The following is a 14,869-nucleotide window of genomic DNA, read 5'->3' on the forward strand; positions in this document are numbered from 1 at the left end:
AGTCAGTCCTGCGAGCGCTGGGTCAGATGCGCGAACGCGTCCAGGTTGCGCGTCGACTCGCCCCGGGCCACCCGCCACTCGTACTCCTTGCGGATCGCGGTGGCGAAACCCAGTTCCAGCAGGGTGTTGAAGCTGCCGTCGGCCGCCTCCAGGACCTGGCCCAGGAGGCGGTCGACCTCGTCGGCGGTGACCGCGGCGAGGGGGAGCTTGCCGGCGACGTAGACGTCACCGAGCCGGTCGACGGCGTAACTCACGCCGTACAGCTTGAGGTTGCGCTCCAGGAGCCAGCGGTGGACGCCTGACTCGTTCTCGTCGGGGTGGCGGATGACGAAGGCGTTCAGCGACAGGGAGTGGCGGCCGACGATGAGCGAGACGGTCGTCTTCAGCTTGCGGGTGCCGGGGAGCTGCACCACGTAGTTTCCGGGTGCGGGGCTCTCCCACTCGACCTCGGCGTCCTTGAGGACGCCCTCGATGACCTGCGCTGCCTTCTCTGCCTCAGCCATGGTGGGAGCGTACGTGACGCCGGTACGACTGTGCCGCGGCCACATACACGTCCGCCGTCGCTGCGGCCGCGGTGTCCCAGCCGAAGGACTGGGCGTGCCGCGCGGCCGCCTCGCCCATGCGGGGCGTGAGCGCCGGGTCGTCGGCGAAATCGCACAGCACGCGCGCGTAGGCGGCCGGATCGTGTCCGCGTACGAGGAAACCGGTGCGTTCGTCGGCCACGGCCACCGGCAGCCCGCCGACCGCCGCCGCGAGCACCGGGGTGCCGGCCGCCTGGGCCTCTATGGCGACCAGTCCGAAGGACTCGCTGTAGGAGGGCATGACCAGCACGGACGCGGCCCGGAACCAGTCGGCGAGCTGCTCCTGGCCGACGGGCGGCTGGAACCGTACGACATCCGCGATGCCGAGGCGGGAGGCCAGTTTCTGCAGGCCCTCGGGTTTGGCGAGGCCGCTGCCGCTGAGGCCGCCGACGACCGGGACGAGGATGCGGGAGCGCAGGTCGGGGCGCTGGTCGAGCAACACCGCCACGGCCCGCAGGAGGATGTCCGGGGCCTTCAGGGGCTGGATGCGGCCCGCGAACAGGGGGATCAGGGCGTCCTGGGGCAGACCGAGACGGGCTCGGGCCGCCGCTCGGCCGTCCGCCGGGCAGAAGCGCTCGAGGTTCACGCCGGGGTGGACGACGGCGACCTTGGCGGGGTCGGCGGCGTAGTGCCGTACGAGTTCCTCGCGCTCCTCGGCGGTGTTCGCGATGAGGCGGTCGGCGGCGGCGACGATCTGGGTCTCGCCGATGACCCGGGCGGCGGGCTCGGGGGTGTCGCCGTCGGCGAGGCTGGCGTTCTTGACCTTGGCCATGGTGTGCATGGCGTGCACGAGCGGAGTGCCCCAGCGCTGGGCGGCGAGCCAGCCGACGTGACCGGAGAGCCAGTAGTGCGAGTGGACCAGGTCGTAGTAGCCGGGGCGGTGGCCGGCCCACGCCTGCATCACACCGTGCGTGAAGGCGCACAGCTGGGCGGGGAGGTCCTCCTTGTTGAGTCCCTCGTAGGGGCCCGCGTCGATGTGGCGGACCAGGACGCCGGGGGCCATCTCGACGGTCGGGGGAAGACCGCTCGTCGTCGCGCGCGTGAAGATCTCGACCTCGATGTTGATCGCGGCGAGGCGCTGGGCGAGCTCGACGATGTAGACGTTCATGCCGCCCGCGTCGCCGGTGCCGGGCTGGTGGAGCGGTGAGGTGTGCACGGAGAGCATGGCGACGCGGCGGGGGCGGCGGTGCAGGCGCAACCGGTGGGGTGCGGCCTGGGAGCGACGCTGGAGCCTGCTGACGTACTGGCTCACGTGGCGTTCCTCCTTGCTGCGGACATGCCTGACGGAGGGCGTGGGGACCCTCCGACGGAGGCAACACGGAAGTAGGCATTCCCATTCCGTGCGGGGGCGGTTTTTGCCGAGGTATTACCGGATTTCGCTCAACCGTTCGAGGGTGGGGTGCGTCGGGCGGGCGGGACGGCACGCGGTGGCCCGTCGCCCTCCGCATACCCTCATAGGCATGACATCCCGCGCCGCCTCGCGCCCTGTGGGCACGGTCACGCGCGGGACGACCAACCCCAACCGGCTGCGCCGCATGGACCGCTGGATCGCGGCCGCACACGGCGCCGAGCTGCGCCGCGCCGCCGATCCGGTCGCCGTCGACCTCGGGTACGGCGCCGCCCCCTGGACCGCCGTCGAGTTGCTCGCCCGGCTCCGCGAGGAAGCTCCACGCACGCGCGTGGTCGGTGTCGAGATCGAACCGGCCCGGGTGGCGGCGGCGAAGCCGTACGAGCGCGACGGGCTCGTCTTCCGGCACGGCGGGTTCGAGATCCCGGTCCCCCAGCGACCGCTGCTCGTCCGGGCGGCCAATGTGCTGCGCCAGTACGACGAGGCCGAGGTGGCCGCCGTATGGGAGCGGCTGTGTGCCAGGCTGGCGCCGGCCGATCCGGCGCGGGGGTCGCGCGGCGGGCTGCTCGTCGAGGGCACCTGCGACGAGATCGGGCGTCGGCACGTGTGGGTCGCGCTCGGTCCGGAGGGGCCGCGGACGGTCACCTTCGCGACCCGGCTGGGCTCGCTGGAGCGGCCCTCCGACCTCGCCGAGCGGCTGCCGAAGGCGTTGATCCACCGCAACGTCCCGGGTGAGCCGGTGCACTCCTTCCTGCGCGACTTCGACCGCGCGTGGGCGGCCGCCGCGCCCTACGCGTCGTACGGCGCCCGGCAGCGGTGGATCCGGACGGTACGGGACCTGACGGCCGACTGGCCGGTGGTGGACGGGCCTTCGCGGTGGCGGCAGGGGGAAGTGACGGTGGCGTGGGGGGCGTTGACCCCGCGCGGAGGGCGGCAGGCGTGAACTCCGGTGGACCGGGCGGAGTGCCGCACGCGCGAACTCCGGCGCGCCTTGCGGGTGAACCCGCTCCGGTGGTGACCTGCGGGGAACGATCTCCGTGAGTCGTTCGTCACAAAGGCTGGGAGATCGTCTTCGGGCGGCGGGGAGAGGGGGATGCACCCGGCAAGCGCCGGGTCGCGAAGGGCTGTGCCGGCAAGGCCTGCCTCTGTCGCTTTCGGCCATGACGTGGCACGATCCCCCGAGCACCGTAAGTTACTGACGGTAAATCAGATTTGGGGGCAGGGGTATGGGAACGGGCAAGCGCGGTCTGATCGCCACGGCCGTGACCGTGATCGGCGCGGTGGCCGTGCTGGCGGCACCGGGTACCGCCTTCGCCGCCCCGAGTCCGACCCCCAGTCCCACGGCCTCGCCGACCACCGTGACCAACAGGGACATCGAAGCCGTACGCGAGCAGCTCGACGCGCTCTATCACGACGCGGCCGTGGCCACCGACGCCTACAACGCCGCCGAGGAGAAGGCCGAGCAGCAGTCGGCGGAGATCGTCGCGCTGGCCCAGAAGATCGTCAAGGGCCAGGAGAAGCTGGCGAAGCTGAAGGCCCGCGCGGGTGCCGCGGCCGCCGCCCAGTACCGCAGCTACGGGCTGTCGGACGAGGCGCAGCTGATGCTGAGCGACGATCCGCAGGAGTTCCTGGACAACACCGGCCGCGTTCTGCAGGGCCAGCGCGCCACCAAGACACTGATCGCGGAACTGACGCGCACCCAGCAGGACTTGAGGCAGTACGCCGACGACGCCTCGGCGCAGTGGACGAAGCTGGAGGCGAACCGCAAGGCCAAGGCGACGGCCAAGAAGAAGGTCCAGCGGCAGATCGCGGCGGCCGAGAAGCTCGAGTCCCAGCTGGAGCAGAAGGAGAAGAAGCGCCTCGCCGAACTGGAGGAGCAGGCCGCGCATCAGGCGCAGACCGCCTGGCTGGACTCCGGCATCCTCGACGAGATCGACGGCAAGGCGAGCGCGGCCGGGAAGATCGCGGTCGCCTTCGCGACGACCCAGATGGGCAAACCGTACGAATGGGGCGCCGAGGGCCCTGACTCGTACGACTGTTCAGGGCTGACCTCACAGGCCTGGGCGAGCGCCGGCAAGCCGATTCCGCGCACCTCGCAGGAGCAGTGGAAACAGCTCAAGCACATCGACGTCAAGGACATGCGGCCCGGCGACCTGATCATCTACTTCGACGACGCCAGCCATGTGGCGATGTACCTCGGCGAGGGCGCGATCGTGCACGCACCGCGGCCGGGGCGCACGGTGACGATGGCCGGGGCGGGGTCGATGCCGATACTCGGGGTGGTGCGGCCGGACGCGTGAGCGCCGCCGGGCAGGCGAATGAGACCTGGACCATGTGATGCGGGGCACGCGTGAAGGCCCCGCAAACCTTGCGCAGACGTGACGTTCGTCATCCCCGCGACACCCCCCAACTGTCCAACTGCGGTGGATAACGCGGCATATGACAGTGGCCACCGGCCAAGCGGCGTGTCTCACGCCATTCCTTTCCCGGCCCGGCACCCGCTATGGTCCCCGTCGGTGGATCGAGGTCCCTCGCTCCACCATGCCCTCGGGGGGAGGGAAGGAATCCGAGACCATGCCCGTACCCATACCGCGGCAGCGAGCGATCCCGGCCGTGGAAAGTGGTCAGGCGCCGGCCGCACCGAAGGACGCCCCCTCCACGGAAGCCCCGCGCAAGGAAGCCACGGTCGACAACAACGCCACCACCCAACTGAGCCTGCTGGTGATCGAGGACGATCCCGGCGGGTCCACAGTCGTCCCCGAACTCATTGACTCGGCCGGCAGGCCGATCCGCGTCCGCACCGCCCGCAACCTCACCGAGGCGGAGCGGCTGCTCACGGACGACGTCCACTGCATCCTGCTCGACCTCGCGCTGCCCGCGCCCGGCCGCTCCGCTGACGACGACGAGCTCGCCGTACTGCGTCATGTCCTGGAGCTCGCACCCCGGCACGCCGTCCTCGCGCTCACCGCCTCCGGCGACGCCGAGCGCGGTGCGGAGGCGGTGCGGGTGGGCGCCCAGGACTATCTCTTCCGGGACGAGCTGGACGGACGGCTGCTGAGCCGGGCGATCCGGTACGCGGTGGAGCGGAAACGTTCCGACACGGCGGAGCGCAGGCTCGCCGAGGGCCGGGTGCGGGCGCAGGAGAACCGGCGCCTGGAGCGCGGGCTGCTGCCCACGCCGCTGCTGGAGGGGTCGTCGCTGCGGTTCGCCGCGCGGTACCGGCCGGGCCGGTCGCGTGCGCTGCTCGGCGGTGACTTCTACGACGTCGTACGGACTCCCGACGGGACCGTGCACGCGATGATCGGCGACGTCTGCGGGCACGGCCCCGACGAGGCGGCGCTCGGTGTGGAGCTGCGCATCGCCTGGCGCGCGCTGACCCTGGCGGGGCTGTGCGGGGACGAACTGCTCGGCACGCTGCAGGAGGTACTGGAGCACGAGCGCTCCGACGACGAGATCTTCGCGACGCTGTGCACGGTCGACATCGCGCCGGACGGGCGGCGGGCGGGGCTGTGTCTCGCCGGGCACCCGTCGCCGCTGGTGGCCCGGCCGGGTCGGCCCGCGCGGCTGCTGCCGTACGACAACAACGGGCCCGCGCTGGGCCTGCTGCCGGGGGCTCGGTGGCCTCGGATGCAGGTGGAGCTGGGGGCCGAGTGGAGTCTGATGCTCTACACCGACGGGCTGATCGAGGGGCGGATCGGGGAGGGCCGGGAGCGCCTGGGGCAGGACAGGATGGTCGCCATGATCCGTCGCCAGCTCTCCGAAGGGCTGCGGGGCGAGGCGTTGCTGCGGGCCGCGGTGAACGAGGTGCGTTCGCTCAACGGGGGCGAACTGGCGGACGACGTGGCGGTACTGCTGCTGGACCGGGAGGGTTAGCGGCTCGCGCCGCAGGGGTGTTGGCCGGGTGCCGGCTGCGGATGCGTTGCGGCTGGTCGCACCCACGCGGCGGAGCCGCATGTCGACACGGCCCGCGCCCCTTGAGGGGCGCTGCGCTCGGCCCGCGTGATCACCTGCCGCCGTTGTACGGCCCGTAGGGACCGTCGCTGCTCGAACCCCTGCCCCGGCCGCTGCGGCCGCCGCCCGGGAGGGCGCGGATAGCCGGGCGTACGTCGACCATGTAGACGATCGTCGCGATGAGACCGATGATCGGCAGGAACGACAGGATGTTGAAGATCAGGTTCACCACGAAGGCGAGCCCGAGGATGATCAGCCAGAAGGGCTTGGTCTTCTTGTCGGCCGCGCGGTAGGCGTCCTCACGGCGAATGGCAGCGTCGAACAGCGCGAAGCCGCTGAAAACGATCAGGGCCATGCTCAGCAGCCACATGAAGCCTGCGAACCCCTGCATCAGCACAACGTCCACCACCCGACTCGGCTCGTCATTTCGCGATTACGCGGTCACCGTACCCGCTCCCGCGTGTCCGCTACCCGCAGAACGGGCCGGGCACTCGGTAAGTGCCCGGCCCTGAGTCCTGAAGTGTCCCGCGGCGCCTTACTTGGCGGGCGGGGCCTTCTTCGCCGTCGTGGTCTTGCGCGCCGGCGTGGTCTTCTTGGCGGTGGTGGTGGTCGTCTTCTTCGCCGGGGCCGGGACGGCGGCGGTGGCCGTGGCCGGGGCGGGCTTCGCGGCCGGAGTCGCGGTCGCCGGCTGCTTGACCTCGCCCGGCTCGGCGTTCGGCTCGACGGCGATCGCCAGTTCCTCGATCTCCTCGGCGGCCTCGCCACGCCAGGTCTTGACGGCCTGCTCGCCGTGCTCGGCGACCTTCTCGTAGGTCTCCCGGGCCTTGACGGCGTACTCGGCGGCGACGCCGACACCGCGCAGGGCGAAGTCCTGGGCGGACTCGCCGAGCTTCTTCAGGTCCGCGTCGAGGGTGGTGCCGAGCTTCTTGATGTCCCCGTCCAGGCTGGTGATGAACTCACCGACCTTGCTCTGAAGGGTCTCCTGCGTCTCCTTGACCTTGGCGCCGGCCTCCTTGGCACGGGCCTGGGCCTTCTCCTGGACGGCCTTCGGGTCGGTGCCGCGCACGGCCTCGATACGGGCCGGCGCCTCGGCGCGCAGCTGCTCCACCAGGCCGGGCACCTTCTTGGCCTCCTGAAGGGCGAGGTCACCGGCGCCGGCGAGGAAGTAGAGCGGGGTCGGGTCCTTGACGGCCTTGCGGATGTCGTCGGTGATGGCCATGGTGGTGGTCCTCCCGGGTCGCTTTCTGATGAGGGTTTTGGGTCCCGCGGTGCCAGTGAGTCTCCGGTGGGGTCTCAACTGGCCGTCCGGTGCGGGTCGGCGTCGCTGCCGTCGGTCTTACGGGGGTCTTCTACGGCGGTGTCGTCGTCCAGTACGTCACTGTCCTGGACGTCGCTGCCCCGAAGGGCCGCACCGTCGCCCTGCGCGGCGGGTACCGCGTCCGGCGGGGCTATCTCGAACCCGTTCTCCTTGCGGAAGGATTCGTAGATCTGGATCAGCACCTGCTTCTGCCGCTCGTTGAGCGTGGGATCGGCGAGGATGGCCGCACGTGTCTCCACGTCGTCCCGGTCCCGCTCCGCGTCGAGGATGCCGGCCCGCACATACAAGGTCTCGGCGGAGATCCGCAGGGCCTTGGCGACCTGCTGCAACACCTCCGCGCTCGGCTTGCGCAGCCCGCGCTCGATCTGGCTCAGATACGGATTGGACACCCCGGCGGCATCGGCGAGCTGCCTGAGCGACAGCTGCGCGGTGCGCCGCTGTTCACGCAGGTATTCACCGAGATTGCCGACGTTGAGCGATGCCATGTCTCCACCCTGCACCACCCACGCTAACTATTGCAAGCACCCGCTTGCAAAAGTGTGCCATGCCACGCGGGGGCGGAGCCCCGTGCCTGAGCAGGGTAGGTGTCGGTGGGCTCTGCCAGGGTGTGCCTCGTGGATGAACTGGTGGAGCGTGTCGACGATCAAGATCGCGTGCTGGGGGTGGTGGTCGGACGCCGGCAGGCCATCCGGGAAGGTTGGCTGCACCGGGTCGCCGTGACGGTGTGTCGTGACGAGCGTGGGCGGATCCTCGTTCACCGGCGGTCGGAGCAGCTGTCGCGGTTCCCCGGGCTCTACGAGGTCATGGTCGGTGGCGCCGTGAACGTCGGCGAGTCCTACGTACAGGCCGCCGCGCGGGAGCTGGCCGAAGAGCTGGGCATTCGTGTGCTGCCGCGCCTGCTGTTCACGTTCCTCAACCGCAGCGGTTTGAGCCCTCACTGGCTCGGCGTGCACGAAGCCGTGGTGCCGGACGCCATGGCCGCCGATGCCGATGAGGTCGCCTGGCACGGCTGGCTGACCGAGCCGGAGCTGCGGTCGGCCCTGCTGGAGTGGCGCTTCACCCCCGACAGCCACGAGGCCTTCAGCCGGTATCTGGCGTTCCGGACCGCCCGCTCCTGACCTCGCCCGACTCACGGGCTGGGACGCCTGCTTGCGGCCAACGCGCCCTGCGAGAGCGGCTGTCCGTGGTAGGGAGTACGGATGCTTGGTCGACTCCCGCTCGTTGAGCAGCTCGATGGCCTGCGGTCCGTGCTCTCCCGGAACGAGGTCCTGACCGACGTGCTGACCAGGGCGGCGACGCTGGAGCTGCCCGGCTGGTACGTCACGGCGGGCTGCCTGTTCCAGACGGTGTGGAACGTGGTCACCGACAGGCCTCCGGCCGGCGGCATCAAGGACTACGACATCTTCTACTTCGACGGCACCGACCTCTCCTGGGAGGCGGAGGATGCCGTGATCAAGGCAGGGCAGGAGGTGTTCGCCGGCCTGCCGGCCGAGGTGGAGATCCGCAACGAGGCCCGCGTGCATCTCTGGTACGAGCAGAAATTCGGCGTGCCCTGCCCTCCTCACGAGTCCACCGAGGCGGCGATCGACTCGTTCGCCGCGACGACTTGCTGTCTGGGGGTACGGCTGGATCCTGACGGTGGGTGGCGCGTCTATGCGCCCCACGGGCTCTCCGACGTGTTCAACCTGGTGGTCCGGCCCAACCCGGTCCTTGCCCCGCGGGAGGTCTATGAGGCCAAGGCGGCGCGCTGGCGGGAGGAATGGCCGGAGCTCACCGTGCTGCCGTGGCCGAAGTGACGCTCGGAGCCGTGATCACGCGGCGAATTCCGGGGCAGCCGACCCACCGTCTCCGCGGCGCCGCCGCCCTCCGTCTCCGCGGCGCCGCCGCCCGCCGGGAGAACGCGCGGCCGGACGGCCAACCCGGCCTCGCCTGCGATGCGTTCACGCCCTTTGTTACTCGGGTTCGTCGCCCTCGCCCGTCAACACCAGTAGCGAGCGTGATGACGCTTGCGCTGCGAAACGGGTGCATAGGATCACCGGTATGCCCCTGCGACCTGTTCAGGTGAACATCAAGGCTCTTGACGGGCCGGCGGTCGGCCGGTTCTGGGCGGAGGCGCTCGGCTGGCATGCCTACAGCCCCGGTGTGACCACCTACGTCGGCCCCCCGGGCGGTCTCGTATGGCCGGACCCGGTCGGTGTCGGCATCGACGTCGTTCCCGTCCCGGAAGCCAAGACGGCCACGAAGAACCGTCTGCACCTCGATCTCGCCACCACCTCCGCGGCCCATCAGGCGGAGCTGGTGGCGCGCCTGGAGGCTCTTGGCGCGACGCCCGTCGACGTGGGCCAGGGCGAGGTGCCCTGGGTGGTCCTCGCGGACCCGGAGGGCAACGAGTTCTGCGTGCTGGAGCCTCGCGAGGTCTACCGGGACACCGGGCCGATCGCCGCGGTGGTGGTCGACTGCGCGGACCCGCGGGCCATGGCTAGCTTCTGGGGCACGGCGACGGACTGGAGCCTGCACGAAGTGACCGACGATCAGGCGGTGTTGCGCTCCGCCGAGGGGGTCGGCCCGTATCTCGAGTTCCTGCGCACGCCCGACGTGAAGAGCGTGCCGGACCGCGTCCACCTCGATCTGCTGCCCTACCCCGGTGACGACCAGGCGGCGGAGGTGGCCCGGCTGCGTGCCCTCGGCGCCACCGACCTCGACCTCGGCCAGGGCAACGTCCCCTGGACGTGCCTGTCCGACCCCGAGGGCCACGAGTTCTGCCTCCTCGCCCTGTCCTGACGCGGAGCCGCATCGGTCGGGCGACCCCGGTGACGGATGCGGTGAAGGCCCGGGGCACGGTGGTCGCGGTGGTAGGGCGTCGGCGTCCCTGAGCTGGACGCCGAGCCCGCCCCGAGCCCTCCACGTCGGTCGATTCCTCGCCCCGGGGCATTGTCAGTGCCGTGTGCGACGCTCGGCGCATGGGGTTCTTTGACGATCTGGTGCTTGCTGAGGAACCGGCCGCCGAGCAGGCCGTGTTGGCCCGGTTACAACCACCGGGAGAGGACGACGGACGGTATGCGCCGCCCGTCGACCGGTTCGCGCCAGCGCTGTCGCCGCAGCTGGAAGTGGTCGGCGTGGGGGCCGAGACGCGGGTCCTGGTGACGGGGTGGTCCGTGTGGCCGCGGTCGGTCACCCTGCATCTGGCGGTGTACCGCAGGACCCGTCGGCAGGGCGGGGACGAGCGCCGGCAGTCCGGGCTGCGGGTGGGGCTGCTGCTCTCCGACGGACGGCGGATGACCTCGCTGGACGGCACCGTGATGCGGGGCATCTCCTTCACCGGACCGCAGGGACGGACGCAGGAGGCGGCGACCGAGCAGGCGATCGGGCTGATCCCGTTGGATCCGGGCCTGCACCACTCCCACAGATCCCTGTTCAAGACGGACGTCGACCTGTATCTGGCGGAGCTCCCCCCGCCCGGGCAGACGCAGTTGGTCGTCGAGTGGCCGGACGAAGGCGTGCCCGAGACGCGTACTCCGGTGGACGTGGACGCGCTCCATGCCGCCGCACGCCGGGCGGTCGAGGTCTGGCCCGGCCTCGAGCCGGCGGAACAGGAGGGGCTGCCGAGTTCGTTCACGACGCTGTCGATCAGCGGACCGCCGACCTTCCTGGCGCCACCCCTCAACCGACGCCAACGCGAGGCGCTACGGCGTGCGGAGGAGGCCCGGCAGCGCTACGTACCGCAGGCCGACTGGCAACGCATCGGCTACGGCGACTGGGGCGACGCCGCCCTGGTCAGGGCCCGGTTGGAGGCAGGCGCCCCGCCCGACGCCCGGGTGGGATGGCGTGGCACCACCCCGTTGCACCTCACGGCGGAACAGGGCTCGGCACAGGCGGTGGCCGCGCTCCTGCCCCACGTCGCGGACGTCGACGTACGCGACGACGAGGAGCACACCCCGCTCTGGTACGCCGTGCACAGCATGGACGAGGCCACCGTGCGCGCGCTGATCGACGCCGGGGCGGACGTGTGGACACCGCAGGCGGAAGCCTGGTCGCCGGGGCGGCTGCTGCTGACCACGCCGCTCGCTCCGCTCGTCCGACACCTGCCGGGCGCGGTGGAGTTGCCCCGGGAGGAGGTCGCCGCCCAGCAGGCCGCGGACGCGCTCATCGCGGCCTTCGGTACGGAGCCGATGTGGACCGAGGGCCTCGGTGTCTGCTTCGTACAGGGCCTTGACGAGGACGAGCTGATACGGCGGCTCGGTGCCGATCCCGCGCAGTGCCCGAGGGCCGATCCCGACAACGCACCTTTCGACCCGATGGACTACGACGAGTCCCTGCGTTACGTGGGCGTCAGGGGCGTCGACGGTGCCCCCGGCGGCTGTGTGATCACACAGGACGGGTACATGCCGAGCGATGACGCCGTACTGCGGGCGATATCGGCGGGCACCACCGCCTACGGGGTGTACTTCAACCCGAAGGGCGGCACGTTCGGCACCCTGGCCCGTGACGGCGAGATCGTCGCCGGCGACGAGATCCACATCGGGCCGCACGACTCGGACCCGGACGCCTACTGGACCTTCCGTTTCTGGCAGCGCAAGCACGCGTTCCCCTACGGCGCCGACGTCCTCGCCTACTGCTGCGCCGCGGCGGGTCTGCGGATCAGCGACGGGCGGGACGCGGTCGACCGCCACGCCGCCCACCGCTGGGTGCCCCTGCCGACGCGACTTCAGCGGTAGGCCTGTTCAGGGGCGCCGCGCCACGAAGACCAGCTCCTTGCCCGGCCGGTCCGGCGCATCCCGTACGTCCTCCACCACGAACCCCCGCGCGACGAGCTCCGCCTCGACCTCCCCCCGCTCCCGGAAGCGCAAGGTCGAGTCGGAGGTCAGTGTCCGCCCGTCCGAGGCGAACAGATAGCTCCACCGGAACGACACCAACTGCCCGTCCACCCCGATGACGTCGACCCAGCTCTCCACCACCCCGACACCGGGCACGTCCGTCACGGCGTAGGACGCCTCCCGGTTCCACTCCTCCCAGGCCCGCCACGCAGGGTCCCGCGTCTCGAACACCAGCCGCCCACCGGGCCGTAGCGCCCTGTACGCACCCCGCAGCGTCTCCCGCCAGGCATCCGCCTCCACGATCTGCTGGGCGACGTTGGCGGTCATGGTCGCCAAGTCGACGCGCAGCGGCGGAAGTCCGGACGCGTCCCCGTGGATCCAGCGGACCCGCTCACTCCCCGGCTTCCCCCGGGCCACGTCGAGCGAGGCGAGGGCGGGGTCGACCCCGACCACATCGATCCCCCGCCCGGCCAGCAACAGCGCGAACACCCCCGTCCCGCAGCCGATGTCCAGCGCCCGCCGCGCCCCGAACTCCTCCACCATCCGGACATACGCGTCGAGGTCGCCGCGATCGGGTTCGAGCGCGTCATGGATCGCAGCGAGCCGTGGATGCGTGAAGCCTTCGTCAGCCATGCGAGCGAACGTAGGGGGAACGGGGCCCGGCCGACCACTCGATATCGTCCGGTCACCGCCCTCTTCTCGTCAGCCACTCCTCCAGCACCACGAAGTCCCCTTCGGTGAGCCCCACCTGGTGATCCACTCGGTGCAGAAGAGCCCGTTCGGGATGATGGGAGGCCACCCAGGCCCGGTCGGCGTCGGTGATCTCGTCGTCGACCCAGACGAACGGTCGCCCGGCCGCCCAGGAAACGAGCGGGCGGGTCTTCCAGTGCAGGTGGGCCATCTCGTCGTCGTCCGAGTCCGGCCAGTCCACGAGCGGCAGCCGGGGCAGTCCGAGCCAGGGCGCCAGACCGGTGTTGGCGTCGTCCCCCCAGGTCGTGGCCCACACCAGCTCACAGCCCAGCGACGTCAGACGCGCGCCGAGCGCGGGATCGACACGGGTCAGCAGCGGATGGTCGGTGACGGCCCCGGCCGGCGGAAAGGCCGGCTCGTACAGCGGATACGGCCCCGCCGCCCCGAAGGGCAGCAGTGTCCCGTCGACATCCAGGAAGAGAAGCACCCTCAACCTCCAGCCCCCACCGTCACTCCTCGAACCCGGCCTCCGCGAGGATCTCGTCGATACGCGCCCGATGCGCCGCCTCCCACGCGTCGAGCGTCTCGGCCGCCTCCTTCGCCAGCTTGGCGCGGGCGGCGGCGAGGACGTCGGACCGGCGCGCGGCGGGGACCGCCACGACCCCCTCCTCGTCGGCGACCACCACGTCCCCGGCCTCGACCCGCACCCCGCCGCACCGCACCCGCCCGCCCAGCGGCGCCACGGCCTTCTTCGCGCCCGGGATCGGGATGACCCCTCGGGCGAACACCGGGAAACCGGCCTCCCGCACCTCGGCGAGGTCGCGGATCAGCCCGTCGGCGACGAACCCTGCGATCCCCCGCCGCTGCGCGACCGCGCACACGTTCCCGCCGGCCAGGGCGTAGTCGAGGTCCCCCGACTCGACCACGATGACCGAGCCGGCCGGCGCCCGGTGGATCGCGGCGTGCAGCATGAGGTTGTCGCCGGGAGGGCACCGTACGGTGAATGCCGGCCCCGCCACCCTCGGCACCGGCCCCCACAGTGGCCGGATCCCGCTGTCCATGACCTGGTCCCGACCGAGCAGATCGGCCAGGGTGGTCGTGGGAATGTCCGCAAACTCGGTGGTCTCGGTCATGCCCCGGACGTTACCGTGCGTGCATGACTGCCGGGTCGGCCTTGTGCCGTGAGCGAGTTGGGTGCCCGGCCTCTGAGTGAGGCCGGGGAGGGCGAGAGGCCCTCCGCTTTCTCTGAGTCGTCCAGGACATGACCGGAGACCAGAGAAAGCAGAGAGAGTGACCAACCCCATCCAGGACTTCAACCAGCGGATCATCGACGAGTTCCGCGCCCACCACGGCCGGGTCGGCGGCCCCTTCGAGGGCGGCCGACTGATCCTCCTCACCACCACCGGCGCCCGCACCGGCACCCCGCACACCACCCCCGTCGGCTACCTGCCCGACGGCGGCGACCGCATCCTCGTGATCGCCTCGGCGGGCGGCTCGCCCCGCCACCCCGACTGGTACCGCAACCTCGTCGCGCACCCCCAAGTCACCGTTGAGAGCGGGGTGTTCACTTACGAGGCGAAAGCGGTCGTCCTGGCGGGCGAGGAGCGGGACCGGGCCTTCGCGCGGGCCGTGGAGTCGGACCGCGGCTGGGCCACGTACCAGGAGAAGACCGACCGTCTCCTTCCGGTGGTCGCCCTGCACGAGATCGCCCGCCCGGGCCCGCCGAACATCAACGCCTCCTCCCTGGGCGAGGCCATCAGGCTCGTCCACGACGCCTTCCGCCGCGAACTCACCTTGATCCGGAAGGAGTTGGCCTCCGGTGCCGGTACCCTCGGCGCCCAACTCCGCGTCAACTGCCTGACGTTCTGCCAGGGGCTGCACAACCACCACACCGGCGAGGACGTGGCGATGTTCCCGTTCCTGGCCGGCCGCCACCCGGAGGCGGCTCCGGCCATCGACCGCCTGCGCACCGAGCACGAGCACATCGCGGCCCTGGTCGAACAGTTGCGCGAGGCGCTCTCCGGCACCGACCTCGACACCGTCCGCACGGAGGTCGACCGCCTGACGGCGGAGCTGGAGGCCCATCTGGCGTACGAGGAGGAGCAGTTGATCCCCCTCCTCGAACACGTCTGACCCCACCGCCACTGGACGGGCCACGCATGGGCTG

At 71.2% G+C, this 14,869-nt stretch carries 16 protein-coding genes; 8 read left to right on the forward strand and 8 right to left on the reverse strand.

The genetic code is table 11. The features are described 5' to 3' along the window. Positions 1-2: 2 nt before the first annotated feature. The gene (locus tag BFN33_RS39245; protein ID WP_069764987.1) at positions 3-503 is read right to left on the reverse strand and encodes a YbjN domain-containing protein; all 501 of its coding nucleotides are present in this window, start codon (positions 501-503) and stop codon (positions 3-5) included. After that, positions 496-1,833 (reverse strand): D-inositol-3-phosphate glycosyltransferase, encoded by a 1,338-nt coding sequence (mshA, locus tag BFN33_RS39250; RefSeq protein WP_069764988.1) that lies wholly within the window; start codon positions 1,831-1,833, stop codon positions 496-498. Before mshA ends, BFN33_RS39245 begins: the two co-directional genes overlap by 8 nt. 208 nt (positions 1,834-2,041) lie before the next feature. On the opposite strand from mshA, the gene BFN33_RS39255 reads away from it, so the two are divergent. The 3 genes from BFN33_RS39255 to BFN33_RS39265 all read left to right on the forward strand — a co-directional run bounded on the left by BFN33_RS39255 (position 2,042) and on the right by BFN33_RS39265 (position 5,802). Beyond that, complete coding sequence (locus BFN33_RS39255) at positions 2,042-2,872, forward strand: class I SAM-dependent methyltransferase (RefSeq protein ID WP_176742585.1); 831 nt, start codon at positions 2,042-2,044, stop codon at positions 2,870-2,872. Between the two features lie 283 nt (positions 2,873-3,155). Further along, entirely contained in the window at positions 3,156-4,229 is a 1,074-nt protein-coding gene (locus tag BFN33_RS39260; protein ID WP_069764990.1) for a C40 family peptidase, read from the forward strand. A gap of 274 nt (positions 4,230-4,503) precedes the next feature. Further along, positions 4,504-5,802 (forward strand): PP2C family protein-serine/threonine phosphatase, encoded by a 1,299-nt coding sequence (locus tag BFN33_RS39265; protein WP_069764991.1) that lies wholly within the window; start codon positions 4,504-4,506, stop codon positions 5,800-5,802. Positions 5,803-5,932: 130 nt separating this feature from the next. Here BFN33_RS39265 and BFN33_RS39270 read toward each other — a convergent pair whose 3' ends face one another. The 3 genes from BFN33_RS39270 to BFN33_RS39280 form a co-directional block, all read right to left on the reverse strand. Beyond that, positions 5,933-6,271 carry a DUF2516 family protein gene (locus tag BFN33_RS39270; RefSeq protein WP_030318102.1) on the reverse strand — a complete coding sequence of 113 codons (339 nt, stop codon included), beginning with the start codon at positions 6,269-6,271 and terminating at the stop codon, positions 5,933-5,935. A 144-nt stretch (positions 6,272-6,415) separates the two neighbouring features. Next, positions 6,416-7,099, reverse strand: coding sequence for a hypothetical protein (locus BFN33_RS39275; protein WP_069764992.1), 684 nt, complete (start codon positions 7,097-7,099; stop codon positions 6,416-6,418). Between the two features lie 74 nt (positions 7,100-7,173). Beyond that, positions 7,174-7,683, reverse strand: coding sequence for a helix-turn-helix domain-containing protein (locus tag BFN33_RS39280; RefSeq protein ID WP_069764993.1), 510 nt, complete (start codon positions 7,681-7,683; stop codon positions 7,174-7,176). 129 nt (positions 7,684-7,812) lie between these two features. On the opposite strand from BFN33_RS39280, the gene BFN33_RS39285 reads away from it, so the two are divergent. The 4 genes from BFN33_RS39285 (at position 7,813) to BFN33_RS39300 (ending at position 11,913) form a co-directional block, all read left to right on the forward strand. Then, positions 7,813-8,316, forward strand: coding sequence for an NUDIX hydrolase (locus BFN33_RS39285; RefSeq protein WP_370743353.1), 504 nt, complete (start codon positions 7,813-7,815; stop codon positions 8,314-8,316). 81 nt (positions 8,317-8,397) lie between these two features. Continuing rightward, positions 8,398-8,994, forward strand: a complete 597-nt coding sequence (locus tag BFN33_RS39290; RefSeq protein ID WP_069764995.1) for a nucleotidyltransferase family protein — start codon at positions 8,398-8,400, stop codon at positions 8,992-8,994. A gap of 244 nt (positions 8,995-9,238) precedes the next feature. Continuing rightward, positions 9,239-9,979 carry a VOC family protein gene (locus tag BFN33_RS39295; protein ID WP_069764996.1) on the forward strand — a complete coding sequence of 247 codons (741 nt, stop codon included), beginning with the start codon at positions 9,239-9,241 and terminating at the stop codon, positions 9,977-9,979. 179 nt (positions 9,980-10,158) lie between these two features. Next, positions 10,159-11,913 (forward strand): ankyrin repeat domain-containing protein, encoded by a 1,755-nt coding sequence (locus BFN33_RS39300; RefSeq protein ID WP_069764997.1) that lies wholly within the window; start codon positions 10,159-10,161, stop codon positions 11,911-11,913. Positions 11,914-11,919: 6 nt separating this feature from the next. Here the strand turns inward: BFN33_RS39300 and BFN33_RS39305 are convergent, their stop codons facing one another. Genes BFN33_RS39305 through BFN33_RS39315 form a run of 3 tightly spaced genes read right to left on the reverse strand, consistent with a single transcriptional unit; the run spans position 11,920 to position 13,835 of the window. Next, positions 11,920-12,645: a bifunctional 2-polyprenyl-6-hydroxyphenol methylase/3-demethylubiquinol 3-O-methyltransferase UbiG gene (locus BFN33_RS39305; protein ID WP_069764998.1), complete on the reverse strand. Its 726-nt coding sequence runs from the start codon at positions 12,643-12,645 to the stop codon at positions 11,920-11,922. 52 nt (positions 12,646-12,697) lie between these two features. Continuing rightward, positions 12,698-13,189, reverse strand: coding sequence for an HAD domain-containing protein (locus tag BFN33_RS39310; protein ID WP_069764999.1), 492 nt, complete (start codon positions 13,187-13,189; stop codon positions 12,698-12,700). Between the two features lie 22 nt (positions 13,190-13,211). Further along, positions 13,212-13,835, reverse strand: a complete 624-nt coding sequence (locus BFN33_RS39315) for an RraA family protein (protein WP_069765000.1) — start codon at positions 13,833-13,835, stop codon at positions 13,212-13,214. Positions 13,836-13,992: 157 nt separating this feature from the next. Here BFN33_RS39315 and BFN33_RS39320 point away from each other — a divergent pair, with 157 nt between their 5' ends. Beyond that, on the forward strand, positions 13,993-14,835 hold the full coding sequence (locus BFN33_RS39320; protein ID WP_069765001.1) for a nitroreductase/quinone reductase family protein: 843 nt from the start codon (positions 13,993-13,995) through the stop codon (positions 14,833-14,835). The last annotated feature ends 34 nt before the right edge of the window (positions 14,836-14,869 follow it).

The organism is Streptomyces sp. LUP47B (genome assembly GCF_001746295.1).
Taxonomy (GTDB): Bacteria; Actinomycetota; Actinomycetes; order Streptomycetales; family Streptomycetaceae; genus Streptomyces.